The 24,960-nt window shown below is 68.6% G+C and carries 23 protein-coding genes, 1 pseudogene and 1 riboswitch; of the genes and pseudogenes, 8 read left to right on the top strand and 16 right to left on the bottom strand.

Translation table 11 applies throughout. The features are described from left to right. Position 1: 1 nt before the first annotated feature. Positions 2-1,039: a zinc-dependent metalloprotease gene (locus A8G15_RS04210; RefSeq protein ID WP_068155714.1), complete on the bottom strand. Its 1,038-nt coding sequence runs from the start codon at positions 1,037-1,039 to the stop codon at positions 2-4. Beyond that, positions 1,036-2,445: a D-alanyl-D-alanine carboxypeptidase/D-alanyl-D-alanine endopeptidase gene (gene dacB / locus A8G15_RS04215; RefSeq protein WP_068155599.1), complete on the bottom strand. Its 1,410-nt coding sequence runs from the start codon at positions 2,443-2,445 to the stop codon at positions 1,036-1,038. The genes A8G15_RS04210 and dacB overlap by 4 nt, the downstream gene beginning before the upstream one ends. A 162-nt stretch (positions 2,446-2,607) precedes the next feature. On the opposite strand from dacB, the gene A8G15_RS04220 reads away from it, so the two are divergent. Continuing rightward, entirely contained in the window at positions 2,608-3,099 is a 492-nt protein-coding gene (locus A8G15_RS04220; protein WP_068155601.1) for an inorganic diphosphatase, read from the top strand. 102 nt (positions 3,100-3,201) lie between these two features. Here A8G15_RS04220 and A8G15_RS04225 read toward each other — a convergent pair whose 3' ends face one another. Next, entirely contained in the window at positions 3,202-4,032 is an 831-nt protein-coding gene (locus A8G15_RS04225) for a crotonase/enoyl-CoA hydratase family protein (RefSeq protein WP_068155603.1), read from the bottom strand. A 185-nt stretch (positions 4,033-4,217) separates the two neighbouring features. Between A8G15_RS04225 and A8G15_RS04230 the strand changes: the two genes are divergently transcribed. The 5 genes from A8G15_RS04230 to A8G15_RS04245 all read left to right on the top strand — a co-directional run bounded on the left by A8G15_RS04230 (position 4,218) and on the right by A8G15_RS04245 (position 6,493). Then, entirely contained in the window at positions 4,218-4,739 is a 522-nt protein-coding gene (locus A8G15_RS04230; RefSeq protein WP_068155605.1) for a 2-oxo-4-hydroxy-4-carboxy-5-ureidoimidazoline decarboxylase, read from the top strand. A gap of 39 nt (positions 4,740-4,778) precedes the next feature. After that, positions 4,779-5,252, top strand: a complete 474-nt coding sequence (locus A8G15_RS04235) for a YbaK/EbsC family protein (protein WP_068155607.1) — start codon at positions 4,779-4,781, stop codon at positions 5,250-5,252. Positions 5,253-5,298: 46 nt separating this feature from the next. Continuing rightward, complete coding sequence (locus A8G15_RS32440; RefSeq protein ID WP_425415063.1) at positions 5,299-5,370, top strand: putative leader peptide; 72 nt, start codon at positions 5,299-5,301, stop codon at positions 5,368-5,370. A gap of 80 nt (positions 5,371-5,450) precedes the next feature. Then, positions 5,451-6,014 (top strand): flavin reductase family protein, encoded by a 564-nt coding sequence (locus A8G15_RS04240; RefSeq protein WP_068155608.1) that lies wholly within the window; start codon positions 5,451-5,453, stop codon positions 6,012-6,014. Continuing rightward, positions 6,011-6,493 (top strand): winged helix-turn-helix domain-containing protein, encoded by a 483-nt coding sequence (locus A8G15_RS04245; RefSeq protein WP_068155610.1) that lies wholly within the window; start codon positions 6,011-6,013, stop codon positions 6,491-6,493. Before A8G15_RS04240 ends, A8G15_RS04245 begins: the two co-directional genes overlap by 4 nt. An 84-nt stretch (positions 6,494-6,577) precedes the next feature. On the opposite strand, the gene A8G15_RS04250 is transcribed toward A8G15_RS04245, so the two are convergent. The 3 genes from A8G15_RS04250 to A8G15_RS04255 form a co-directional block, all read right to left on the bottom strand. Continuing rightward, a complete protein-coding gene (locus A8G15_RS04250) occupies positions 6,578-7,165 on the bottom strand; it encodes a hypothetical protein (RefSeq protein ID WP_068155612.1) in 588 nt (195 codons plus the stop codon). A 67-nt stretch (positions 7,166-7,232) separates the two neighbouring features. Beyond that, on the bottom strand, positions 7,233-7,325 hold the full coding sequence (locus A8G15_RS32320; RefSeq protein ID WP_342671539.1) for a putative leader peptide: 93 nt from the start codon (positions 7,323-7,325) through the stop codon (positions 7,233-7,235). Positions 7,326-7,370: 45 nt separating this feature from the next. Continuing rightward, entirely contained in the window at positions 7,371-8,684 is a 1,314-nt protein-coding gene (locus A8G15_RS04255; protein WP_068155615.1) for an aminotransferase class V-fold PLP-dependent enzyme, read from the bottom strand. A 65-nt stretch (positions 8,685-8,749) separates the two neighbouring features. Continuing rightward, a riboswitch (SAM riboswitch) is annotated at positions 8,750-8,866 on the bottom strand. 195 nt (positions 8,867-9,061) lie between these two features. Here A8G15_RS04255 and A8G15_RS04260 point away from each other — a divergent pair. Next, positions 9,062-12,970, top strand: coding sequence for a Pls/PosA family non-ribosomal peptide synthetase (locus A8G15_RS04260; RefSeq protein ID WP_068155617.1), 3,909 nt, complete (start codon positions 9,062-9,064; stop codon positions 12,968-12,970). Then, positions 12,937-14,310 carry a M1 family metallopeptidase gene (locus tag A8G15_RS04265; RefSeq protein WP_068155619.1) on the top strand — a complete coding sequence of 458 codons (1,374 nt, stop codon included), beginning with the start codon at positions 12,937-12,939 and terminating at the stop codon, positions 14,308-14,310. The genes A8G15_RS04260 and A8G15_RS04265 overlap by 34 nt, the downstream gene beginning before the upstream one ends. Positions 14,311-14,331: 21 nt before the next feature. Here the strand turns inward: A8G15_RS04265 and A8G15_RS04270 are convergent, their stop codons facing one another. The 10 genes and pseudogenes from A8G15_RS04270 to A8G15_RS04310 form a co-directional block, all read right to left on the bottom strand. Further along, positions 14,332-14,991: a hypothetical protein gene (locus A8G15_RS04270; RefSeq protein ID WP_068155621.1), complete on the bottom strand. Its 660-nt coding sequence runs from the start codon at positions 14,989-14,991 to the stop codon at positions 14,332-14,334. Between the two features lie 56 nt (positions 14,992-15,047). Further along, positions 15,048-16,373, bottom strand: coding sequence for an MlaD family protein (locus A8G15_RS32445; RefSeq protein WP_082899645.1), 1,326 nt, complete (start codon positions 16,371-16,373; stop codon positions 15,048-15,050). A gap of 147 nt (positions 16,374-16,520) precedes the next feature. Then, a pseudogene (locus A8G15_RS32450) lies at positions 16,521-17,441 on the bottom strand (MlaD family protein); the annotation flags it as partial. After that, a complete protein-coding gene (locus A8G15_RS04280) occupies positions 17,438-18,544 on the bottom strand; it encodes an MCE family protein (protein ID WP_068155623.1) in 1,107 nt (368 codons plus the stop codon). The pseudogene A8G15_RS32450 and the gene A8G15_RS04280, both read right to left, overlap by 4 nt. Continuing rightward, positions 18,541-19,587: an MCE family protein gene (locus A8G15_RS04285; RefSeq protein WP_342671542.1), complete on the bottom strand. Its 1,047-nt coding sequence runs from the start codon at positions 19,585-19,587 to the stop codon at positions 18,541-18,543. The genes A8G15_RS04280 and A8G15_RS04285 overlap by 4 nt, the downstream gene beginning before the upstream one ends. A 7-nt stretch (positions 19,588-19,594) precedes the next feature. Further along, a complete protein-coding gene (locus A8G15_RS04290; protein WP_068155625.1) occupies positions 19,595-20,632 on the bottom strand; it encodes an MCE family protein in 1,038 nt (345 codons plus the stop codon). After that, positions 20,629-21,927 (bottom strand): MlaD family protein, encoded by a 1,299-nt coding sequence (locus tag A8G15_RS04295; RefSeq protein WP_068155626.1) that lies wholly within the window; start codon positions 21,925-21,927, stop codon positions 20,629-20,631. The genes A8G15_RS04290 and A8G15_RS04295 overlap by 4 nt, the downstream gene beginning before the upstream one ends. Positions 21,928-21,930: 3 nt before the next feature. Continuing rightward, entirely contained in the window at positions 21,931-22,785 is an 855-nt protein-coding gene (locus A8G15_RS04300; RefSeq protein WP_068155630.1) for an MlaE family ABC transporter permease, read from the bottom strand. After that, a complete protein-coding gene (locus tag A8G15_RS04305) occupies positions 22,786-23,700 on the bottom strand; it encodes an MlaE family ABC transporter permease (RefSeq protein WP_068155632.1) in 915 nt (304 codons plus the stop codon). A 34-nt stretch (positions 23,701-23,734) separates the two neighbouring features. Continuing rightward, positions 23,735-24,703: a cytochrome P450 gene (locus A8G15_RS04310; RefSeq protein ID WP_068155634.1), complete on the bottom strand. Its 969-nt coding sequence runs from the start codon at positions 24,701-24,703 to the stop codon at positions 23,735-23,737. Between the last annotated feature and the right edge of the window lie 257 nt (positions 24,704-24,960).

Here is a 24,960-nt window from a genome sequence, read left to right on the forward strand (position 1 = left end):
ATCAACCCAGGACCCGGGCGATCCAGACGTCCGGATCGTCGATCTCGGCGAGTGTGGGCATGGCGTCGGGTCCGGACCACACGGCGTTGAACTGGGCCATACCCACGCGGTCGACGACACCGTCGACGAACTTCTTGCCGTGCACGTACTGCGCCATCTTCGCGTCGACGCCCAGCAGCGCGCGGATCACCCGATGGATGGGGTTGGAACTGCGGCGCCGCCGGTTGTCGAACGCGCGACGGATGCGGGCCACGGCAGGAACGACACCGGGACCGACGGCGTCCATGACGTGATCGGCGTGACCCTCGAGGAGGGTGCCGAGGGCGAGCATGCGGTCGAGGGCGAGCTGCTGGCTTTCGGACTGGGTCGCGCGCAGCAGACCGAGCACACCGCGCTCGGACATCGACTTCTCGTCGTTCCCGCGTCGGTCCCGGACGACGGCGAGGACCCGGCCGGCCAGCTCGGTGACCGATTCGTCGGCGGCGGCACCGAGTTCGGCGGTGGCCGTGCGCATCAGGTCGGCCATCCACGGGGCCTCCGCGAACTGCACCCGATGGGTGACCTCGTGCAGGCACACCCACAGGCGGAAGTCCGCGGTCGGGACCTTCAGTGCCCGTTCGACCGCGACGACGTTCGGGGCGACGAGCAACAGGGTTCGCGAGAACGGGTCGTACTGGCCGAGAACGGCGGACGACAGGTACGCGAGCATCGCCCCGGCCTGCACGCCTGCAGGTTTCCCCATCCAGGAGTTGCCGCCCTCCCCGCCGCCGGTCAGGTCCGCCATCGACACCGCCGCGGCCTGCACCCAGCCGGGCCGGTCCACGACACGGGCCGGTGCCGGCTCGTCGTGGCCGGCGCCGAGGCGGGTGATCTCGCGCACCGGCTGCTCGGCACGATCGGCTGCCTCCGCGAGTTCGGTCACCACCGCGTCCGCGGTGTACCGGGACATCGCCGGACCCGGCCGCGCCAGCCGTGCGCCCACTCCGGCCGCGAACGTCCAGTCGATCGCGTCCCCGATCGGGTGATCACGGCCGCTCATCGGCACCCGCATCCTCGGAGGGTCGCGGCGACCGCGTCGAGCGCAGGCCGGCTCTCGCCGGGCGACCGGTCGTTGGACATCAGCGCGAACGACAGGACACGTCCGTCGACGTCCACGACGGTCCCGACCAGCCCGCTCGCCTCCGACAGGGTGCCGGTCTTCGCACGCACCCACCCGGCGGCGTCGCGGTTGGCGGACGCGTATCGGCCGCTGAGGGTTCCGGTGGCACCGGCGACCGGGAGGTAGTCGAGCATCGGACGCAGCGCGTCGTGGCCGTTGCCGGCGGCCGCGGCCATCAGCGCGTCGAGCAGGCGCGCGGGGATGCGGTTGTCCACGGACAGACCGCTCACGTCGTGCATGGTGACACCACCGACGTCGAAGCCGGCGGACGCGAGAGTGCCGAGCACGCTGTCGACGGCACCGGTGAACGATGCCGGGGAGCCGGATGCCGCCGCGATCTCGCGGCCGACCGTCTCGGCGAGCACGTTGTCGGAGTGGTCCATCATCTGGCGGAGCCGGTCGCGCAGCAACGCCGACTGCACCGAGGCCAGCGGCGCGGCTCCGGGGGCCGCGGTCCCGAACGCGACGGTCGCCGGATCCGCACCGAGCGCCGCAGCGAGGGCGCGGCCGGCGTCGAGCGCGGGTGTGGCGCTGCGCGGCGATTCGTCCTCGTGCGGGTTCAGCCGGCCGCCGTCGAGCATCACCGGTTCGATCGGCGCGATGTAGCCGCCTTCGACGTCGGAGGGAATCCAGCCGGCGGCCATGGGATCACCCATGTAGGCGCCGGCGTCGACGAGCACCGTGTCGACGACCGTCCCGGAACGTTGGATCTGCTGCACGAGATCCGCCACGCGCGGCGCGCCCGGGTAGAAGCCGTCCTCGCCGACCGGCAGGGCGGTGAGGGTGGGATCGCCGCCGGCGACGAGCACGATCTCGCCGGGCCGGCTGCCCTCCACGACCCGCGTGGTCACCCGGTGATCGGGCGGCAGTGCCAGGAGCGCGGCCGCCGCGGTGAGCACCTTCGTCGTCGACGCCGGAATCATCGGGCGGCCGGGGTCCTGCGACCACAACACCGTGCCGGTGGCGGTGTCGGTGACGGACCCGGTGAGGGTGCCGAGCGCGGGATTCGCCACCGCGGGGGCCAGAACCGCGCCGAGCGCGGCCGCGGCCGGTGCCGGCGCGTCGGCCCGTGCGGGCGCGACCTGTGGGGTCGCGGTGACCGGTCCGGGTGCCGGGGTGATCGCGGCGTCGGCGTCGTTGTTCGTGATTTCGGCGAGCGCGAACGTACCGCCGACGACGAGCGCGAGGAACCCGGCGCTCCAGATGCCGATCAGGATGCGGAGGCTGCGTCGGCGCCGCGCCTCGAGCCCGCCGAGCTTCTTGTTCTTGTACTGACCCGCCAACACGCCTCCGCTGTGTTCGAGACTCCACCCCTGGTGGCCGCCCTGGTGGGTCCGGCACCTGCGTCCACCAGCGTAGCGCCGCGCCCGTTATCCTCTCTGCGGACCATCACCGCGGTCGCGGCAGGTGGGGCGACAAGCAATCACCGACGAAGTGAGGACACCGGCGTGGAGTTCGACGTCACCATCGAGATCCCCAAGGGACAGCGCAACAAGTACGAGGTCGATCACGAGACCGGCCGCGTGAAGCTGGACCGCTACCTCTACACGTCGTTCGGTTACCCGGCCGACTATGGCTACATCGAAAACACCCTCGGCGAGGACGGCGATCCGCTGGACTGCCTGGTGCTGCTCCCCGAGTCGGTGTTCCCGGGCGTCATCGTCGAGGCCCGCCCCGTCGGCATGTTCAAGATGGTCGACGAGGCCGGCGGCGACGACAAGGTCCTCGCTGTGCCGGCCGGTGACCCCCGCTGGGATCACATCCAGGACATCTCCGATGTCCCGCAGTTCGAGCTGGACGCGATCAAGCACTTCTTCGTGCACTACAAGGATCTCGAGCCGGGCAAGCACGTCGAGGCGGCCGACTGGGCCGGGCGCGCCGACGCCGAGGCCGAGGTCGAGGCGTCGATCGCGCGCCTGAAGGAGAACGGCGGCCACTGAGCCAGCCTGTTCCACCCCTCTTTTTTCCGAGCGAACGGTACGTTCAGTCGCTGAGAGACCGACTGGATGTACCGTTCGCTCTTTCGTGACCCGGCCCTGCCGTCAGCGCCCCCGGAAGTTCGGCGGGCGCTTCTCGAAGACGGCGGAGATGGCCTCGGTGAGGTCCTCGGACGGCAGGAACGCCGCGTTCCACGCCGCGACGTAGCGGAGGCTGTCGTCGACCTGCGGGGACCGGCTGTGGTCGAGGACGTCCTTGATGCCGTGGACGACGAGCGGCGGGTTGCCTGCGATCTCCGCTGCGGTCGCGTGGGCGGCGGCGAGGGTGGCCTCGGCGTCGTCGAACACGTCGTTGACGAGTCCGATCTTCTCGGCACGCGCCGCGTCGATGTCCTTGCCGGTGAGCGCGAGTTCGCGGGTGTGGCCGTCGCCGATGATCAACGGGAGGCGGGCGAGGCTGCCGACGTCGGCGACCATGCCGACCTTCACCTCGCGGACGCTGAACTTGGCGTCCGCCGCGGCGTAGCGGATGTCGGCGGCGGTGATCAGGTCGACGCCACCACCGATGCACCAGCCCTGCACGGCCGCGACGACGGGCTTGCGGCAGTCGGCGACCGCGGTGATCGCGGCCTGCATGCGCTTGACCATCGCGTGGAAGTCCGTGCGCGGCTTGGCGAGAGCCTTGTCGGCGAGGACCTTGCCGAGGTCGCCGCTCATGGCGGGCAGATCGAGGCCGAACGAGAAGTGCTTACCGGCGCCGGCGAGCACGACGGCACGCACGTCGTCGTCGCTGTCGAGTGCGGCGAACAGCTCGGGCAGTTCGGACCAGAAATCCGGTCCCATCGCGTTGCCCTTGCCGGGTCCGACGAGGGTCACGCGGGCGACGTGCGCCTCGATCTCGACGGTGAATGCTTTCCAGCTGGAGTGATCGGTCATTACTCGAGAGTAATATCTTCGCCGGGCGTTCACACCGAGCTTCCCGTCACGGTCGCCCCGACGCCGTGTTAAAGGCTCGCAAACTCCCGGTCACAGCTCTGGAAGCGGGACGGTGCGCGGTGGAAGCTGGATCCGACCGCACCGTCGGGTCCCCCGGCCGGTCCGCCTCGGAGAGGAGCGCAGCCATGCTTCTGCATCAGGGAATCGGCCTCGGTGCGTTCAACGCCCTGAGCCGTCGTGGCGCCGTCCACGCACTGTACGAGTGCTGCGCGTCGCTCGGCTGGGCGCATCCGGTCGCCGCCGGCCGCCCGTACGCGAGTCACACCGAACTGTTCGCGCGCGGCGACGCGGTGCTCGTCACGCTGGACGAAGCGAGCATCGGTGAGGCCCTGGACTGCCACCCGATCGTCGGGGTGCGCCCGCGCAGCGCCCATTCGTGGTCCGAACAGTGCTCGGTGTGGGACGAGGATCCGGGAACCATGGTGGCGATCGCGGACTCCGCCCGGGCCTACGAGCAACGATTCGGGTTCCGCTATCTCTGGTGTTCGGCAGGCCGGGGCCCGGACGAGCTGCTCGCCGACCTCGTCCATCGCCTCGACAACGAGGTCGATGCCGAACGGAAGATCCGCACCGATGAACTGGCGAAGGTCACCCGCACCCGTCTCGAACGCATGCTGGGACCGGAGGGCGGATTTCCGCTGTACTGATCCCGCGCGGCGGACCCGGTCCGCTCCTACATTGGAACCATGTCCGCGACACTGCATCCGAACGCCGTTCACGTGGCCGACACGCTCATCTCGCGCGGCCATCCCGGCTTGATACTCACCCAGCCGGAATCGGTGCACACCGCGGAGCAGGCGGCCGCGGCCCTCGGCGTCGACATCGGTGCGATCGTCAAGTCGCTGGTGTTCGAGCTCGACGGCGAACCGGTCCTGCTGCTGGTCTCCGGAGCCCACCGGGTCGACCTCGGGCGCTGCGGCGAGCGCCTCGGCGGAACGCTGGTGCCGGCGTCCCCCGAACTGGTCTCGGAGGTCACCGCGCAACCGGTCGGCGGTGTCGCGCCGCTGGGGCATCCGACCAATCTGCCGACCTATGTGGATCGCGACCTGGAGGCCCACCCGTTGCTCTGGGCCGCGGGCGGGCACCCCAACACGGTGTTCCGCACGACCTACCGGGAGCTTCTGCGCATCACCGCCGGCATGGACGTGAAGATGGATTGACCGGCCTCCGGTACCGGAACCGGGAACGCTCGACTATAGTGTCAGCGTGACTATCCGAGCGTGGAGCCGCAGGCACGTCGACCTGTGCCGAACCCGCTCGTGCCTGTGTGCGGCCTGACGCCCACACCCATTCCATTCATCATCACTCGCCTTGTCCCCCAAGATCTTCCGGTGGGACCGGCCTCTTCAGGGACGGCTATGCCCACTTCACAATCCCGTGTCGCCGATCGCGTCGACGCCACCGCACCCGAGTGCGCATCGGGCGTCGGCAACGAGGAGTACCGCTCCGCACTTCGCCGCCACCCGGCAGGCGTCACCGTCGTCACGCTCGACGCCGGGAACGGTCCGGTCGGCTTCACCGCGACATCGTTCTCCTCGCTGTCGCTGAACCCACCCTTGGTGTCGTTCAACATCACTCACACGTCGTCGAGCATCGAGGCCGTACACTCGGCGGACTCGCTCGTGGTGCACCTGCTGAGCGAGGACCAGCAGCATCTGGCACAGCGCTTCGCCCGCAGTGCCGACGAGCGTTTCGCCGACGGTTCGTTGTGGGGCCGTCTGGAGACCGGCGAACCCACACTCCACGACACTCCGGTTCGACTGCGTCTTCTTGTGCACCAACTTATTCCGGTCGGAGACAGCACTTTGGTCGTCGGTCTCGTCACCGGCACGCACGTCAACGACACCGAGTCGCCGGCGGGCCCGTTGCTCTACCACGACGGCGTCTACCACCGGCCCACACCATTGGACACGACATCATGAGCACGACACCCGAACTCGTACTGGTCGTACAGCTTTCCAACACCGGCGTCCGCTCGTCGACGGATCTCGCCGCACTCGCCGACGCCTTGCGTGAAACCGCACAGGATCTCGTGCCCGGCGTGAGCACCCATACGCTGCTCAGTTCCACTCCGGTGCCGCTGGTGATCGATCTGCCCGCCCGCGACGTGATCCTCGACAGTTCCCGGGTTCCACTGAGCCATACCGAATTCGAGATCCTGTCACGGTTGGTGCGACGCCCACGGGTCGTCGTGTCACGGTCGGTCCTGCGCGAGCTCGATCCCGCCTCGTCGGACATCGACCACCGGCGGGGGCGCAGCGTCGACGTGCACGTCTCCCGGATCCGAACGAAGCTCGGAAGATTCGGCCAGATCATCACGACGGTGCGGGGAACCGGCTATCGCTTCGATCCCGATCCCGGCGTGCACATCGTCGAACCCCTCACCCGCCGGTCGGCCTGAGCGCACAGCGAGTGGGGCGGGAGAACACGGGTGTTCTCCCGCCCCACTCGGCTTGCCGGGATCCCGTGTGATCCGGGACTCGTGCTATGAGGCCCGGACGAGCCCTCGGCTACCGGTTCCGAAGCGGCGCAACACTTCCACCACGGACGGCGCGGTCGCCGCGAGATCGCGGGACTCGAGCCAGGGAAGCGTGCCGTCGACGATGTGCTCGACGGTGAACGGCGCCGCCAGCGGGACGAGGGTGACACCGTCCGCGACGTGCGTGGAGTGGATGTCGGCGATGAGACCGGCAAGCCCCTGCGGAGTTCCGACGTACGACAGGGTATCCGTCGCGCGCGGATCGTCCAGCTGCGCGTACTGCTTTCGCGCGTTCCGGGCTTCGGATGCCACGACCACCTCGAGGTCGACGAGGACGGTGACGCTGTCGGGGTCGCGGCCTTCGGCGACGAGCTCGGCCCGGACTCGATCACGCGCCTTGCGGGTCTCGCGCAGATCGGTGGCGCGGATACGCACCACGTTCGGCTGCGACGCACTCAGATCGAGTGAATCCTCACCGGTTCGACCGGCGGTGAGATCGGCCCAGTAGTGCGGGCCCGACGAGCCGGCAAGTTCGATCGCGACACGCAACGGGCGGGCGGACGAAGTGGTGTGAACGACATTGCTGTACGACATGTGGGTTCCTTCGAACTGCCGCAGGCGATCCCGCGGCGGTGAGCTGTGGAGACGGAAACGGTGCCGTTCAGCTCGTACACATGCCGGAGGCGGTGCGGCACAGATCGACATGACGACGGCACCACTGTGCGACGACGTTCGATGCGGTCTGCGCTGCCATGGGCAATACCCTACCGACCTTGTGGGGAATTGTCGATCGAGGGGATCACACGCACTCCGAGGCACCGGCGGGCTCCGCCGCGAGTCCCGGACGGGTCTCCGGCGAGGGGCTCCACAGGCCGTCGCTCTTGGCGTAGGTCCACGAGGGGCCGTGCTCGACGAGGCGCCGCACCGCACCGACGAGACGCTCGACGTCGGCGGACGAGCTTCCCAGTCCGAGGGAGGCGCGCACCGCGCCACCGGCACGACCGACGCGGGCGAGCAACGGGTGCGCGCAGAACCGCCCGTCGCGCACGCCGATTCCGTGTTCGGCCGACAGGTACGCCGCGATCTCCGCGGGTTCGTAACCCGCGACCGTGAAGGTGACGATGCCGACGGAGTCGCACGAGTCTTCCCACAGACGAAGCAGTTCGACCCCGTCGATTCCGCGCAGACCCTCGACCAGCAGCCCGTTCAGTTCGTCCTCGTGGCGCGCGACAGCGTCGGCGTCGAAACCGGCGAGGGCTTCGCAGGCCGCCGCGATCGCCGCGGCTCCGAGCACGTTCGGCGAGCCGGCCTCGTGACGCGCAGGGGCGCAGGCCCATTCGGTGTGATCGAGGCGGACCTCGCGCACCGCGCCACCACCGGCCAGATAGGGCTCGGCCACGTCGAGCCAGTCGCGGCGGCCCACGAGGACGCCGGCGCCGAACGGCGCATACGTCTTGTGGCCGGAGAACGCGAGGTAGTCGACACCCGTTGCGGCGAGGTCGATGCGGCGGTGCGGCACGAGCTGCGCGCCGTCGACGAGAATGCGCGCACCGCACTCGTGGGCGAGGCCGGCCAGTTCCTCGATGGGGAGCAGCTCACCGGTGACGTTCGAGGCGCCCGTGATCGCGAGCAGCGCGGCCGGCGCCCGGCGCAGTTCCGCGGCGAGTCGCTCGATCGTCCCGGCAACGGTGTCGGCAGCTTCGACGATGCGGGAGTTCTTCCACGGCAGCAGGTTCGCGTGATGCTCGATGTCCAGGAGGACGACATCACCGGGCACCGCGGTCGCGAGCAGATTCAGCGAATCGGTGGTGTTGCGGGTGAACACGACGACCTGGTCGTCGGCGGCTCCGACGAATCCGGAGACCACGGACCGGCACCGCTCGTAGGCGTCGGTGGTGACCCGCGAGGCGTAGCCGGCGCCACGGTGCACGCTGGCGTAGAAGGGCAGCAGTTCGGCGATGCGGTCGGTGACGGTGGACAGGGCCGGGGCACTCGCGGCGTAGTCGAAGTTCGCGTAGGTGCAGGTGCCGCCCTGGACGAGCGGAACCTGCAGATCACAGCCGGAAACGCGGGCGATGGGGGCGATGCAGGTGGCGGTCGTTGCAGCAGTCATGAGAAGTCCCTTGTCTGTTCAGGGACCCGTCGGTGATCGCCACGACGATGTTCGATCGCCGGCGGAGTCCGCGCTTGCTGCGTCCGGTTTTGGAACCACAGCCAGGTCGTCACCCGGAGCACCCCACCGCGGAGGAGGGTTGCCGACCAGCGAGCCGGGGCTTGATGCTGGTACTCGTGACCTGCGGAAGAGGATGACAGCACGCCGCCGGTGTTGTCAAACCGAAACACTTCACGCCCTGTCGGCAGGCGAAAAGTCGGTGGTCCGGAGGACAATCGGTCGAAGCGGCCGTCCCGGCAGGCAGTTCACCTGCCGTCCACCTGGTCGTGAGACAAACCGGCCGCACGCACCATCGACACCAGAGAAGGACACGCAGATTGTCTGTCCAGCCCACGACGGATCCGGGTCGGCCGGCTCGAATACCGGACGAATACCTGCGTTCGTCGTTCGCCCCCGCCGCGCGCACCCTCGTCGACATCCTGCGCAGCACCGCCGACGCACACCCCGACGCCCCCGCGATCGACGACGGCAGGGTCACCCTCAGCTACGCGGAACTGGCCGAGGAGATCGTGGCCGGCGCCTACCGGCTCACCGATGCCGGTGTAGGCGCCGGTGACCGGGTGGGGGTGCGCATGCCCTCCGGCACGAAGGACCTGTACGTCACGATCCTGTCGGTGCTCGCCGCAGGCGCGGCATACGTCCCCGTGGACGCGGACGACCCGGACGAACGAGCCGAGCTGGTGTTCGGGGAGGCGCGCGTCACCGCGATCGTCACCGAGGAGGGGATCGGCCCTGGCACCGCGCCGGCATCGACCGATCCTCGGGTACGCGGCCCCAAGCTCCACGACGACGCCTGGATCATCTTCACGTCCGGGTCCACGGGCACCCCGAAGGGCGTCGCGGTGACCCATCGGAACGCGGCCGCGTTCGTCGATGCCGAAGCGCGGATATTCCTGCAGGGCAATCCGATCGGACCGGGCGATCGCGTGCTGGCCGGTCTCTCGGTGGCGTTCGACGCCTCCTGCGAGGAGATGTGGCTGGCGTGGCGGCACGGGGCGTGCCTGGTCCCCGCTCCCCGATCGCTGGTGCGTTCCGGCATGGATCTGGGTCCGTGGCTGGTCTCGCGCGACATCACCGTCGTCTCCACTGTCCCGACTCTCGCGGCGATGTGGCCCGCCGAGGCACTCGAGGCGGTGCGCCTGCTCATCTTCGGTGGCGAGGCCTGTCCCCCGGACCTCGCCGAACGGCTCGCGGTACCGGGACGCGAAGTGTGGAACACGTACGGCCCCACCGAAGCGACGGTGGTGGCGTGCGCCGCCCCGATGGACGGCACCGGGCCCATCCGCATCGGCCTGCCCCTCGACGGCTGGGACCTCGCGGTCGTCGACGCCGACGGAATGCCCGTCACCGAGGGCGCGATCGGCGAACTCGTCATCGGTGGGGTCGGTCTCGCGCGCTACCTCGACCCTGTCAAGGACGCCGAGAAGTACGCGCCGATGCCGACCCTCGGCTGGGAGCGCGCCTACCGCAGCGGCGACCTGGTGACGCTCGACCGTCGCGGCCTCTTGTTCCAGGGGCGCGCCGACGACCAGGTCAAGATCGGCGGGCGGCGCATCGAACTCGGCGAGATCGACAACGCGCTGCAGAACCTGCCGGGCGTCGCGGGCGGTGCATGCGCCGTCCGCAAGACCGCGGCCGGGCATTCGATCCTCGTCGGCTACATCGCCAGCACCGACCCGGACTTCGACGTCGCCTCGGCCCGCGACCTGCTCACCGAGCAGCTTCCCGCCGCGATGGTCCCACGGCTCGCGCTCGTCGACGAACTCCCGACCCGCACATCCGGAAAGGTCGACCGGGCCGCGTTGCCGTGGCCGCTGCCCGGCACCGACGCGGACTCCGCCGAAGCACTCGGGCTCGACCCCACCGCCGAATGGGTGGCGGGCCTGTGGATGTCGCTGCTCGGCGCCCGCGTCGAGGGTCTCGACGACGATTTCTTCGAACTCGGCGGCGGCTCGTTGTCGGCCGCCCAGCTGGTGACCGCCCTGCGCGAACGCTACCCGGAGATGACCGTCGCGGAACTGTACGACCATCCGCGACTGGGTTCGCTCGCCCTGTATCTCGACGAGCTCGCCCCGACCGAAACCGTCGCGCCCCGCCGGGTCGAGCCGATGCCGCGGTCGTCGCAGCTGGTGCAGATCGCCGCGACCGTCCCGCTCGCCACGCTGACCGGCATGCAATGGGTGACCTGGCTGGCGGTGCTGAACAACGTGCTCGCGGCCGTCGTCTCGGTGCCGTGGACCGTCACGCTGTCGTGGTGGTGGGTCGCACTCGGCGTGCTGCTGTTCATCACGCCCCTCGGCCGCATGACCATCGCGGTCGCGGGTGCGCGGATCCTGCTGCGCGGAGTGCGGCCCGGCACGTATCGCCGCGGGGGCTCCGTGCATCTGCGGTTGTGGACGTCGCTGCGGCTCGTCGAGGCGAGCGGGGCGGCCAACCTGTCCGGTGCGCCGTGGATGCTGTACTACGCCCGCGCGCTGGGGGCGAAGATCGGCCGCGGTGTCGATCTGCACAGCCTGCCGCCGGTGACCGGCATGCTCGAACTCGGCGACGGCTGCTCGATCGAACCCGAGGTCGATCTGTCCGGTCACTGGGTGGACGGCGACGTGGTGCACATCGGCACGATCCGGATCGGGGCGGGCGCGTCGGTCGGTGCCCGTTCGACCCTCAATCCGGGATGCAAGATCGGCAAGAACGCTGTGGTCGAAGCTGGTTCCGCGGTGTTCGGGCGCGTCAAGGCCGGGCAGCAGTGGGCCGGTTCACCGGCCGTGAAGGTGGGCCGCGCCGCACGGCCGTGGCCCGTGGAACCACCGAGCCGTGCGTCGGCGTGGGTGCCGGTGTTCGGTGCGAGTTCGGTGGTGATCGCGGGACTGCCGCTCGTCTCGATCGGCGCGGGTGTCGCCTTGATCGGATGGTGGGTCAGCGGCACCGCCACCCTCCCCGGCGCCGTACTCCGATCCCTGATGATGCTGCCCGCTGCGGGACTGCTCACGATGTTCGTGTTCGCGCTGCTCACGGTCGCGTCGGTGCGGTTGCTGTCGATCGGCATGACCGAGGGCTGGCATCCGGTGCGCAGCCGTGTCGGCTGGCAGGTGTGGGCCACCGAACGGCTCATGGACTCGTCGCGCACATTCCTGTTCCCGCTGTACGCCTCGATGCTCACGCCGATCTGGCTGCGTCTGCTCGGCGCCGACATCGGCAAGGACGTCGAGGCGTCGACCGTGCTGATGGTCCCCAAGTTCACGAAGGTCGCCGACGGTGCGTTCCTCGCCGACGACACCATGGTCGCGTCCTACGAACTCGGTGGGGGCTGGCTGTTCATCTCGCACGCGAAGGTCGGCAAGCGTGCATTCCTCGGCAACTCCGGCATGGCCGCGCCGGGACGCCGGGTGCCGAAACACGGTCTGGTCGCGGTGTTGTCCGCGGCGCCGACGAAGGCCAAGTCCGGTTCGTCGTGGCTCGGCAGCCCGCCGGTCCGCCTGCGCCGCGCCGCCGGAGACGCCGACTCGAGTCGCACGTTCGCTCCCCCGCTGAAACTGAAGGTCGCGCGAGGATTCGTCGAAACGTTCCGGCTCGTCCCGATGATGGTGACGTTCGGGATCGGCCTCGGCGTGCTGTTCGCGTTGAACGCGCTCGCGGCCGTGGGCGGATACCCGCTCGCGCTGGTGCTCGGCGGTGTCGTCCTCATGCTCGCCGGCGCATTCGCGTGCATCGTCACCGTGGCCGCGAAATGGCTGGTCGTCGGCCGGATCGGTCGTGTGGAGCATCCGCTGTGGAGTTCGTTCGTGTGGCGGAACGAAGTGTCCGACACGTTCGTCGAGATGGTCGCCGCGCCGTGGTTCGCGCGCCCCGCGACCGGAACCGCCGTGATGAATCTGTGGCTGCGCGCGCTCGGCGCTCGCATCGGTCGCGGTGTGTGGTGCGAAAGCTACTGGCTGCCGGAAGCGGATCTCGTGACGCTCGAGGACGGCGCGACAGTGGAACGGGGGTGTGTGGTGCAGACACATCTGTTCCATGATCGGATCATGTCCATGGACACCGTGATCCTCGAGAACGGAGCCACCCTCGGCCCGCAGTGCGTGGCGCTGCCGGCGTCTGGCATCGGCGCCGGAGCGACCGTCGGCCCGGCCTCCCTCGTCATGCGCGGCGACGTCGTCCCCGCATCGACCCGCTGGCAGGGCAATCCCATCGCCCCGTGGACCACACCCGGCGATTGGTCACCCCGGTGAAGCCCGTCAAGGCCAAGCCGGTCGCGCCCGTGGGAACGGACCGCCCGCTCGACCCCTATCTGCCGACGAGCGGCAATCGCGGGTATCGCGTGTCCCGATACGAGCTGGAACTGACGTACAAGGTCGCCTCGAACCGGCTCGCCGGGCGCGCCACGATCATCGCCACCACGACCGACGTCCGCGGCAAGTACGCACTCGATCTCGTCGACACGATGCGGGTGTCGAAGGTCTCGGTCAACGGCGCCCGGCCCGCGAAATACACGCACCGCGACGGCAAGCTCACTGTCACGCCGGCGCAGAAGATCCCGGCGGGTGCGGTACTGACGGTCACCGTGCAGTACGCGGGAACACCGTCGCCGCGGCACTCGGTGTGGGGTGACGTCGGCTGGGAGGAACTGGAGGAAGGCTCGCTCGTCGCGAGCCAGCCGAACGGCGCACCCTCGTGGTTCCCGTGCGACGACCACCCCGGCTCGAAGGCCACATATCGGATCACGCTGACCACGGATTCGCCGTTCCACGCCGTCGCCAACGGCACCCTCCTGAAGAAGACCACGAAGGCGAGCCAGACCACCTGGGTGTACGAACAACCCGAACCGATGGCGACGTACCTGGCGACCGTTCAGATCGGCCAGTACGAGGCCCGCACGGTGTCGCCGGCCCCGGTTCCGATCGTCGCGGTGCATCCGCCGCGGTTGCGCGAGTCGTTCGACGTGGACTTCGCGCGCCAACCGCAGATGATGGAGGTCTTCGGGCGCCTGTTCGGCCCGTACCCGTTCGCGCACTACACCGCCCTCGTCACCGACGACGATCTCGAGATTCCCATCGAGGCCCAGGGACTGTCGATCTTCGGCGCCAATCATTGCGACGGACGCCGGCGCGAGGAACGACTCGTCGCACACGAACTCGCCCACCAGTGGTTCGGCAACAGCCTGACTCTCGAACGCTGGCGCGACATCTGGCTGCACGAGGGCTTCGCGTGTTACGCGGAGTGGTTGTGGGCGGAGAATTCGGGTGGGCGGTCGGCGCACGTCCTCGCGGCCGAGGCACACCGCGGTCTGGCCCGCAAACCCCAGGACATCGTGCTGGGCGATCCGGGTCCGAAGGACATGTTCGACGATCGGATCTACAAGCGCGGCGCGCTCACCCTGCACGCCCTGCGTCGGCATCTGGGTGACGACCGGTTCTTCACCCTGCTCCGCACCTGGACCGCGGAGCATCGGCACTCGAACGTGACGACCGAGCAGTTCACCGGTCTCGCAGCGCGTTTCACCGATACTTCGCTGCGTCCGCTGTGGGACGCCTGGCTGCACGAGCCTGCCTTGCCGGCGCTTCCCCACTGATCGTCCGGGTTGCCTCCGGCGCTATGGCAACGTGACGTCGGAGGCCAGCCAGCGGCCGTCGACGAGTTCCATCGTCATCACGACCCGGCTGCGGTCGAGGCGCGGTTCGGGCGAGACGGTGTTGGTGACGGTCTGATCGACGAACAGCAGCACCTCGACCTTCGACGGTGTTGCGGATTTGACGCCGGCCTCGATCACGACGCCTTCGGCGGTTGCCTGGTTGTCGACCAGCAACTGACGGAGCTGCTCGCTCGACTGCGCATACATGTCCTTGAACTCCCCGGTTGCGCCGTCGAGCACGGCGTCGAAGTTCGCGTCCAGGTCGTCCGAGCTGACGCTCGTGAGCACCACCGCGTACCGGCGCGCCGCGTCGAGGGCGGCAGCCGATGCGTCGTCGACCGCATTCGCCTCGTGCAGCTTCCAGCCGAGGATGCCGGACAGCGCAAGCGCCAGGACCGCGACCAGGACGGCGGCGAGAAGGCCGATACGCCGGCGCCCGCCCGCGAGCAGCCCGCCACCGCGACCACCGGAACGCCCGGGACCGTCCGGGCCGGAATCGGTTCCGTTGCTCGCAACATCCTCGCTCGCACCGCCTTCGACCACGACATCGTCGTTCGCGGTCTCGGCGTCGGGGATCTTACGGTCGACGACCGCGATGGCCGTCCGGCTGTTCTTGCTCACGTCGGTTCTCCTTCTCGTTGTCGGGCCGGGTCGCTGCGTCGGCAGCCGGGATCGGTTCAGCGCACCCCCGGATCGCCGGGATCGGGTCCGCCGGGTTCGAGCGGAAGGGACAGCGGACCGATCGGCGTCGGATCCGTCTGCGCCAGTGGATCGACGCCCGGCGGAGGTGTGTACCCGCCTTCTTCCCCGGCCGGCCGCGGCGCATTGCGCGCCCCACGCACCAGGGTCGACGGATCGGGGTTCGGACAGTAGGTGTGCAGGAACGGTTCCGGGAAGTTCGACAAGGCAGGTGACTGCCTGGGCAGGTCGTAGTCGCACGAGTACCGCGGATAGATGTTGACGAACGCCCAGATACCGCCGTCGCGGAATGTCGTCGCCAATGCGTCGAGCGTCGACCCGCCGCGAGTGGCCGGGAAGAAGAACTCATGGAGGGCAGGCACCCGGAGATACGCCATCTGCGCGGTCGTGGCGAGGTTGCCCAGCAACTGCACCATCGTCGGCGAGTTGTCCGCGAACAGTGTGTCGACGGACTGCAGGGTCGCCGGTGCACCGTCGACGAATTGCCGGAATCCCGCGTCCTTCGACTCGACACCCTCGAGCACGGTCGACAGGTTCCGGGAGGTCGCGGCCAGGCCGGCAGCACTGTCCGAGAGGGTGCCGAGCACGATCCTGCTGGTGTTCAGCACGCTGACGGTCTGCGGCAGTACCGAATCGAGCGTGGAGATCAGGAACGTTCCGCCGTCGACGATGTCGGTCAGCTTGCCCGGCCCTTCCGCGCTCATGCCGAGTTCGTCGACGATGGTTCGGACCGTCTCCGGGTCGATCTGCGCGAGCATCCCGTCCAGATCACCCATCAGCGCGGACAGCGGAACCGGGGTCGACGTCTCGTCGGCGGAGATCTCCGCACCGTCGGTGAGAAAAGGCCCTGTGTCGGAGTCGGGACGGAAGTCCAGGTACTGCTCCCCCGCGAGCGACAACCCGGCGACACGCACTTCGCCGCCGGCAGGGATCTGCGTCGACGAGTCGATCGCCGCGACCGCGACCACGCCGTCGTCGGTCAGTTCCACCGATGTCACGCGGCCGACCGGGACGCCGCGCAAGGTGACGTTGCGGTCGGGGAGCAGTCCTCCCGATTCCGCGAGATTCACGCGGACGTGGATCTTCCGGTCGGTCGGATCCAGATGGAACACGCCGAAGACCAGGTAGGTGACGCCGAGCACCAAGGTGAGCGCGAGCGCGGTCACCGACAGAGCCAGTCGATGCGCCGACGCGTAGCGAACCCCCGAAACCAATACCCGCGCAGGAGCTTCGATCACTCCCTTCTGCTTCCGGCCGACCGTCACTGCGGCACCCCCCCCGAACTTGCTCTGCAGCCGCAGCATCGTGTACGTCAGGGTCCCCACGAACGCAGCCCAGTCCGTACCGTCGGGCAGCCTGCTGCCCGGATCGCCGCCGTGCCCCGGAACCGGCAGCGCCCCGAGCGCCAGCTGCTGGAGGTCGGCGTCGGTGTGCGCGGAGGTACCGCTGGTGATGTTGATGACCGGCGCCATGATCCGGTTGACGTTCTCGAGGGAGACCCCCGGCAGCGTCGCCGCTCTGTTGAGTTCGGCTGCGACACGATTGATGTCGGCGATCATGCTGCGGGTGTCGGTTCCCTGGACCGACGGGAATTTCGCAATCTGTTCGGTGATCGAAGCGACCTGCGACACCAGATCGACCACCTGTGTGGTGCTCTCGGACAGCACGCCGAGCGCGGGACCGGCCGCGACGACCGCATCGCTGATCGTCGAACGCTGATCCGAGAGGGTCGCGACGAGCCCGTTCGTCTGCTCGAGCGATCGCCGGATCTCCTCGGACCGTGAGTTCAGGTCGCCGACGAGCCGGGTCGATTCGTTCATCAGCTCCGCGATGCGGTCTCCCTTACCGTCGACCGCGGCCCCCAGGCCGTTGACGAGTTTCGTCAGGTTCCGGACGACACCGCCGTTGACGAGAAGCGACGACGTCGCGAGAAGCTCCTCGACGGTCGCTGCGGCCGAGGTGGATTCGAGCGGAATGCTGTCTCCTTCACCGAGGGTGGCCGCATCGGGCGGTGGATCCGCCGGTGGCTGCAGAGAGACGAAGACGTCGCCGAGCGGCGTCGCGGACCGAAGCTCCGCGGTCGTGCCCTCGAGCACCACCACGCCGTTCATGATGCGCAACGCGACGACCGCCGTGTAGTTCTCCACGCGCATCGAGTCGACCTCACCGACATCGGCACCCGCGAGCTTCACCTTTGCCTTGGTCGGCAGGTTCAAGGCGTTCTCGAACGTCGCGCCGATGACGTACGAGTCGCCACCGACCCCGGGCGCCGGAAGCGGCAGATCCTCGAGTCCGACCGAGCACGCCGCGGTCGACATCGCCACGAGGAGAGACGTTCCGGCGGTCACGAGCCGCCGCGCTGTGCGCGTCATCGCGGCAGCCCCGCGAGTCCCTCGAGCATGCCCGGGATACCGAAATCGGGCCCGAAGTCACGCAATGTCCCGGTCGCGCAACCCAGGTGCTTCAGTCCCATCCGGTTGCAGACCTCCTTGACCAGCTGGCCGTCGAAGAACACCTTCTCGAGCTGCGCGTGCACGCGGGCTCCCCCGTTCTCCTGGTCGATCGCGTTGTACGCGTTCTCCATCAGCAGCGGTGTCACGTCGAGGAACTCGGCGAGCTGGTCACGGTAGTCCGCGAGCGAGCGCGTCACGGTCTCCGAATTCGCGAGAGTGGACCTCAGTGCATCCCGGTTGTCCGTCAGCAGCGAGTTCGCCTGGAGCAGGATGTCGTTGATCTTCGTGCCGGTGTCGCCGGTCCCGAGGTTCGCGTCGGCGAGGATCTCGCTCATCTGCCGGGTGGCTTCACCGAACTCGCGGATGTCGCTGTCGTTGGCTGCGGCCGCGCTCGTCAGGACCGCGAGATCGTCGACGATCCTGGTGATCTCGTTGGCGGTCCCCGCGCCCCCGTCGTCGCTCAGGCGCAGCGCGTCGGACAGCATGGACAAGGCGGATCTCATCGCATCACCATTGCCGTCGGTGGCCGCTGCGCCGGCCGCCAGGATGTCCGCGACGGGACCGCCCCCGGTTCCGTCGCCCTGGAGCTCGATCGACAGGTTGTCCGCCATCGCCAGCAACCGGTCGAACTCCACCGGTGTCTTCGTGCGGTCCAAACCGAGAACCGCATCCGGCGCGAGCTTGTCGCCGCCGCTGTACACCGGCGTCAGCTCCACGTGGCGATCCGTCAGCACGGATGTCGAGACCGCCACCGCCTGTGCGTCGGCGGGAAGGTCGATTCCGCTGTCGACCTCCATCGTCACCTCGACGTACAGTCCCTTCGGTTCGATCCGCGTGATCTTTCCGACCGGAATCCCGAGGACCGCCACGGTATTTCCCTCGTACAGGCCGGCGCCGTTGTCGAACTGGGCGGTGATCGTGTGCGGTTCGTCGCTGCCGAGGAGTGCGCGGAACCCGAAGAATCCGGCGGCCAGCACGACGAGTACGACCACACCGGCGGTGACGGTCCGACGCGAGATCATTCGCACTCCTGGAAGTAGGCCGGCATGTCCAGCTCCACGGCACGGCCGCTGAGCGCGCACATCCACGAGTCGATCATCGGACCGGCAGGCGCAGAGAAGTCCACCTCGTTGGCGGTGCCGCTGGCGTTCGTGAAGTTCCGCAGGGCGACGGGCAGGATCTGGAGTGTGTTGCGCAGCAGGTCGTCGTGGTTGCCGAGGCTCTGCAGCAGTTCGTTCAGGCTCGCGATCAGCTGTTCCACCTCGGGCCGGTCCTCGACCACGACGGTGTGGAGCTCGGACACGAGCTCGGTGGTGGCCGTGAGCAGCCCGTCGATCATCTCGCGCCGGGACGTGATCTCCTTCAACATGTCCCGGCCGTTGCGGACCAGTTCACCGAGGCTCTGCTGCTGGTCCCGAACGATGCCGGTCATCTCGCCGGTGGCCTTCAACAGCGACCCCACCTGGTCGCGTCGTTCCGCCAGCACCGACGACAGGTTCTCGATGTTTGCGAGCGCCTGCGGCATCAGCGGGGGAAGGTCGTGGAGTTCTCCGGCGAGCGTCGTGAGGGTGTCGCCGAGTTCGCGGGCGTCGACCTGTTCGAAAGTCGTGGTCGCGTCGGCCAGGACGTCCATGAGGTCGTACGGGACCTCCGTGTTGGACAGCGGGATCCGGTTGTCCGGAAGCTCGCCCTCGCCTGCCGGCCGCAGTTCGATGTAGCGGGCGCCGAGCAGTGTCGTCAGTTTGATCGAGGCGCGGGTGTCGGGGCCGAGCGGGACACCGTTGTCGATCTTCATCGACACGACCACGTGATCGCCCTCGAGCCGTGCTCCGCCGACCGAACCGACCTGGACACCGGCGATCGTGATTCCGTCGCCGGGCGCGATCTGCGCCGCCTGGGCGAATTCCGCCTCGTACTCGTGTTTTCCGATCCCGGCCGAGCTGATCAACAGGGTCGCCGCGAGAGCAACGACGATGGCGAGGACGGTGATCGTGCCGAGGGTCAGCGGTCTGTACTCCTCGATCGGCCGGAACCTGCCGCCGCGGCCGGTACGTTCGATGGTCACTGGTCGATCACCTGCACACCGGGGACTGCGTGACACGGCCTTCGGGTGTGGCCTGCGCGACGATCGAGGGGATGACGTTGCTCAATGCCGGGACGAGCGTGACGTTGAAGTTGCACAGGTACGTGCTGAGGTAGGTCCCTTCCTGGCTCACCCGGGCGAATCCTTTCAACAGGGCGGGAAGATTGAAGGCGAAGTACTCGAACGAATCCTTGTGATCGTTGAAATGCTGTGCGAAACCCGGTTCCCGAGCCAGGAATTCCTGGAGGTCGGGTTGGACCTCCCCCACGATCGTGGAGACGCTGTCCGCGACGGTGGCGATCTGCTCGACCGATCCGACGAGTTCGTCGCGCCGCGCCGCCAGCTGATCGAAGATCGCCCGCGACTGCGAGATCACGGTGTCGACGTTGCCGCTCTGCACCGCAAGGTCGTGCACGACACTGTCGAGGTTTCCGATGAGTTCGCCGAGAACCCGGTCGGGACCGGCCACGGATTCGGCCAGTCGCGTCGTCTCCGCGACGAGAGTGGTCACCGACGCCGAATCTCCCTGCAGTGCGGTGATGATCGCGGTGGTGATGTTGTCGACCTGTTCGGGATCGAGCACGCTGAACAGCGGTTCGAATCCGTTGAGGAGCACCGAGATGTCGAACGAGGGTTCGGTGTGTTCGATCGGAATCTCGCTGCCCGCAGGCAGAATCCGGGGATCCGCGAACTCGCCGAGAGACAGGCCGAGATAACGCTGTCCGATGATGTTCTGGTAGGTGATCGCGGCCTTGGTGTTGCCGTATACGACCTGGCCGGAGTCGATGCGGAAGTTCACCTTCGCGGTCGTGCCGTCCAGCGTGATCGAATCGACGCGGCCCACACGGACACCGGCCATGCGCACATCGTCCCCGACCCGGAGACCCGAGGCGTCGGTGAACGCGGCGCTGTAGGAGGCCGTCGGTCCCTGCACCCCGCGTTGCAGAGTCACCAGAACCGTCCAGGCGAGTGCGCACGACACCACCAGGAACAGCGAGAGCCCGATCAACGGTCTGCGATAGCTCATCGCGGCGCCTCACCTTCGGGTAGGACATTCACGACCGCTCCCCGGGCAAGAGGGCCGAGCAGCATCTCCGCCGCCGAGTTCAGGTCGCCGCCCAGGATCGCGCCGAGCAGGTCCTTCTCGTCCGGGCTACCGACAGGCCCGACGTTGCCGCCCATCGGCCTACTGCTCACCATCGTCGAGTCAGGGGTGTAACCCGGCACCGCGGGTGCTCCTGTCGGGGCGGTTTCGCAGCTCGCGCCGGCGAGTTCGCCGTACCGGGGGCAGTCCGCCCGCGTGTACATGCGGTGCGGGGTGAGCTGGAAGACGAACTTGCCGACCCCGTTGAGCTGGCCGTCGGGCTGAAATGTCTGGAACCACTTCCTGGTGATCGAGTCCATGCTGATCACGATCTGGGAGAAGGACGGTGAGCCGTCCGCGAGAACACCGAGCACCGGCTCGAGCTGCGTTGTGAGACCGATCATCCGGTCGGTGTTGTTGGCGAACGCGGTTTCGATCGTCCCGAGCGTGTTCGCTCCGGAGAACAGGAACGCCGACAATGCCGCATCCTTCTCCGCCAGCGTCCGCATGGGAGCGATCGAATGGTGCAGTGCGTCGAGCAGTTCCGGCGCCGACTCGTGCAGGCCCGCCACCGCACCGGTCAACGCGTCGAGCGTCGACGGGCCTCCTCCGGGTTCGACGACCGTGCCGATCTCCCGGACTATCCGCTCCAGTTGCGCGCCGGCCTCGACGATGTCGTCGCCGCGCCGATCGGTGGCCTCAGCCACGGCCGCGAGCACACCGAGAGTCTGTTCGGTACCGACCCGTGCGGTCGCGGCGGCGATCTCGCGCAGTTTCGTCAGCGCGGTCTGCAGCTGGACCGTCGCCAGACTCTCGTCCTGGGGGATCTGTGCGTTCGCGGGAAGCGGGGGCGCCGCACCGTTGTCGATCAGCTGCACGGACGACACTGCGAAGACGTTGCTCGGCACGACACGCGCGGTGACCGTGCTCGGGATCGATTGCGCATGAATCGGATCGAGTGCCATGTGGACGACATTCGGGCCGTCGCCGGTGGCGGCGTCCACGCTCTGGACCGTGCCCACCAGCACGCCGCGGAACTTCACGTCGGATCGGGCGGGCAGTCCGTCACCGACCTCCGCGAGGGTGGCGGTCACATCGAAGGTGTCGTCGAAGGCTCCCCCGGTCTTCGCGACGAGGGCGCCGAGAAGGAGGGCCGCAACAACGAGTGCTCCGAACCCCTGCAGGAACAGCCGGGTGGGAGTGGGACCGCGTCCGTCACTCTCGAACAGGATAGACATCGCTCACCCACCCAGCCTCGCGCCGGAGCCGATACCCCAGAATGCGACGGTCAGCAGAAGATTGACCACGATCATCGCGGAGATACTCGAACGCATCGCTCGGCCGGCAGCGGTGCCGACACCCTGCGGACCGCCCGACGCGTAGAAACCGTAGTAACACTGAATTGTTGTGGTGATGACTACGAAGACAACGGCTTTCGACAGCGAGTACACAATGTCGGGGCCGCTGAGAACGAGCCGGAAGTAGTGATCGTAGGTGCCGGACGAGATGCCACCGGACATCCCGATGACGGTCTGCACGGTCAGGTAGTTCGCGGCGAGGCACACCAGGTACAGCGGGATGATCGCGACGATCGACGCGAGCAGTCGCGTGGTGACCAGGTACGGAATCGACGGGATGGCAAGAGTTTCCATCGCGTCGATCTCCTCCGAGATCCGCATTGCCCCGAGCTGAGCGGTGAACCGGCAGCCGGCCTGCGCGGCGAACGCGAGCGAGGCCATGATCGGCGCGAGCTCACGCGTCGTCGCCGTCGACGAGATCATGCCGGTCGCCGATTCCAGGCCCAGCAGATGCAGGGCGTTGTATCCCTCGATCGCGACGAGTGCTCCGGCGGCGGCACCGAGGATGATGATCACCCCGGCAGTGCCGCCACCGACCACGATCGAGCCGTTGCCCCACGTCACGTCGGACAGAATCCGCAGGAATTCCTTGCGGTAGTGGCGCAGTGTCGTGGGGATCGCGGCCAGCGCCCGGACCAGGAATCCGATCATGTGGCCGAGACGCTGGATCACCACCGCCTGGGACGTGACCGCCGTGACGATCGGCCGGGCGCCGGGCGGGAAGTATCGGGAGCCCACTCAGAACCCCGTCCGCGGGAACAGCATCACGTACAACTGCGTGAAGACGACATTGACGATCATGAGGAGCAGGATCGAGGCGACCACGGTGGCGTTCACGGAGTTCGCGACGCCGGCCGGTCCTCCTCTGGTGTCGAGCCCCTTGTGACAGGCGACAATCGCGACGATCGCTCCGAAGACGACCGCCTTGATCATCGTGAGGACGAAATCGCCGACGGTGGCGAACGACGCGAAGGTCGTCACGAAGCTGCCCGGAGTGCCGTTCATGACGAACGTGTTGAACAGGTACCCCGAGAGGAACCCGACGAAGCACACCAATCCGGTCAGGGCGACACCCACCACGATCGCTGCGGCGAGACGCGGGACCACGAGCCGCCGCACCACCGAGATGCCCATGACTTCGAGCGCGTCGATCTCGTCTCGGATCTTGCGCGAGCCCAGGTCCGCGCACACTGCCGATCCCGCCGCAGATGCCATCAGCAGGGCCGCGACCATCGGCGCCCCCTGTTTGATGACCGCGAGGCCGCTGGCCGCACCGGCCAGCGACGTCGCGCCGACCTGCCCGGCCAGCAGGCCGAACTGGATCGACAGGGTCACCCCGATCGGGATCGCGACGAACATCGTGGGGAGCGCGGACGCCGAAGCCATGAACGCCGCCTGACGCACGAACTCCGCGAACGGAAATCGGAAGGTCGCGATGTCGGCGATCAGATACTGGATCGCGCGAAGGCCCAGCACGCACTGCCCACCGACGGTTTCCAGCGACGCGACGGGATGACGGCGGACGTAGCCGCGCATCCAGTCCTCGATCTCGGCGGTCGCAGAGTTCTTCTGCTCGGTATCGACGGTGCCCGACGGCTCTGCGCTGTCGTCGAAGCGGTGCCGATCCCCGGCCCCTCGCCCGAGGATCCCCATGGTGATGGCCTTTCGTGTGGTCGGTTGGCCGTAGTCAGTCGGCGGGGGTGAAATCGACGTGGAGTTCGGCCAGGCCCCGCAGGATGTAGGTCGGCTCGTACCGGTAACTACGCCGCCCGACCGGCCCGTGACGGTCGGCGTTGATCGTCAACGTGGTGGTCCGGTCGAGGAACCGCTCGATCGCGATCCGCCCCTCGATCCGGGCCAGCGGCCCACCCGGGCAGGTGTGCACCCCCCGGCCGAACGCGACGTGCTCGCGGGCGTTGACCCGGCCCAGGTCGAAGGTGTGCGGGTCCTCGAACCGGGCCGGGTCCCGGTTCGCGGCGCCGGGCAGCACCATCACCACGGTGCCGGCGGGCACGGTGCGTCCGGCCAGTTCGGTGGTGGTGCGGGTGAGCCGGAAATCGCCCTTGACCGGGCCGTCCATGCGCAGCAGTTCCTCGACGAAGTCACCGATGAGGGTGTGGTCGGCGCGCAACGCGGCCTGCAGGTCGGGGGTCTCGGCCAGGTGCCGGATCCCGGCGGTGATCAGCCGGGCGGTGGTGTCCTGGCCGGCGCCGAACAGGAAGGTGGCCAGGCGCACCAGTTCGACCACCTCGGGCAGTTGCCCGTCGGGGTAGGTCGCGGCGGCCAGGGCGCCGAGGACGTCGTCCTGCGGGTGGGTGCGGCGGTCGGTGAGGTAGGTGGTGAATTTGGTGTCGAGGTAGTCCAGGGGGTTGGTGGCCAGGGCCTCGCCTTCGCTGAGGGCGCCGACCTGCTGGGCGAGCAGGTGGCGGCGGAAGTCGTCGTGGTCGGTTTCGGGGACGCCGAGCAGGTCGGCGATGGTCAGCAGGGCGAAGGGCTGGGCGAAGCCGTGCAGGACCTCGACGGTGCCGGTGGTGAGGAATTCGTCGATCTGGCGGTCGGCGAGGCGCCAGAGGAAGTCTTCGGATTCTTCCATGCGGCGGGGGGTGAACAGGCCGCCGAGCAGGCGGCGGATCTTGGTGTGGCGGGGTGGGTCCATGGTGACGAGGTGTTCGTTGAGGGGGAATTGGTGGCGGTGCGCGTCGGGCTGGTGGGTGATGTGGGCGGTGGGGGGAGGGGGACAGGGGGGGGGGGGAAGGGGGGCGGGGGGGGGGGGGGGGGGGGGGGGGGGGGGGGGGAGGGGGGGGGGGGGGGCGGGGGCGGTGGGCGCAGCGGCGGTGGGGGGGGGGGCGGGGGCCGGGGGCGGGGGGGGGGGGATTGCGCGGGTGGCCGCGGGTGCGGTGGCGGCGGGCGTGG

The organism is Rhodococcus phenolicus, assembly GCF_001646785.1.
Classification (GTDB): domain Bacteria; phylum Actinomycetota; class Actinomycetes; order Mycobacteriales; family Mycobacteriaceae; genus Rhodococcus; species Rhodococcus phenolicus.

Bases quoted from the DNA above. Each gene is read 5' to 3' on its own strand.
- A8G15_RS04290 (WP_068155625.1), bottom strand. From the start codon at position 20,632: ATGAGCTATCGCAGACCGTTGATCGGGCTCTCGCTGTTCCTGGTGGTG.
- A8G15_RS04235 (WP_068155607.1), top strand. From the start codon at position 4,779: ATGTCCGCGACACTGCATCCGAACGCCGTTCACGTGGCCGACACGCTC.
- A8G15_RS32320 (WP_342671539.1), bottom strand. From the start codon at position 7,325: ATGGCAGCGCAGACCGCATCGAACGTCGTCGCACAGTGGTGCCGTCGT.
- A8G15_RS04210 (WP_068155714.1), bottom strand. From the start codon at position 1,039: ATGAGCGGCCGTGATCACCCGATCGGGGACGCGATCGACTGGACGTTC.
- A8G15_RS04225 (WP_068155603.1), bottom strand. From the start codon at position 4,032: ATGACCGATCACTCCAGCTGGAAAGCATTCACCGTCGAGATCGAGGCG.
- A8G15_RS04280 (WP_068155623.1), bottom strand. From the start codon at position 18,544: ATGATCTCGCGTCGGACCGTCACCGCCGGTGTGGTCGTACTCGTCGTG.
- A8G15_RS04245 (WP_068155610.1), top strand. From the start codon at position 6,011: ATGAGCACGACACCCGAACTCGTACTGGTCGTACAGCTTTCCAACACC.
- A8G15_RS04240 (WP_068155608.1), top strand. From the start codon at position 5,451: ATGCCCACTTCACAATCCCGTGTCGCCGATCGCGTCGACGCCACCGCA.
- A8G15_RS04310 (WP_068155634.1), bottom strand. From the start codon at position 24,703: ATGGACCCACCCCGCCACACCAAGATCCGCCGCCTGCTCGGCGGCCTG.
- A8G15_RS04230 (WP_068155605.1), top strand. From the start codon at position 4,218: ATGCTTCTGCATCAGGGAATCGGCCTCGGTGCGTTCAACGCCCTGAGC.
- A8G15_RS04255 (WP_068155615.1), bottom strand. From the start codon at position 8,684: ATGACTGCTGCAACGACCGCCACCTGCATCGCCCCCATCGCCCGCGTT.
- A8G15_RS04250 (WP_068155612.1), bottom strand. From the start codon at position 7,165: ATGTCGTACAGCAATGTCGTTCACACCACTTCGTCCGCCCGCCCGTTG.
- A8G15_RS04305 (WP_068155632.1), bottom strand. From the start codon at position 23,700: ATGGGGATCCTCGGGCGAGGGGCCGGGGATCGGCACCGCTTCGACGAC.
- A8G15_RS04295 (WP_068155626.1), bottom strand. From the start codon at position 21,927: ATGTCTATCCTGTTCGAGAGTGACGGACGCGGTCCCACTCCCACCCGG.
- A8G15_RS32445 (WP_082899645.1), bottom strand. From the start codon at position 16,373: ATGCTGCGGCTGCAGAGCAAGTTCGGGGGGGGTGCCGCAGTGACGGTC.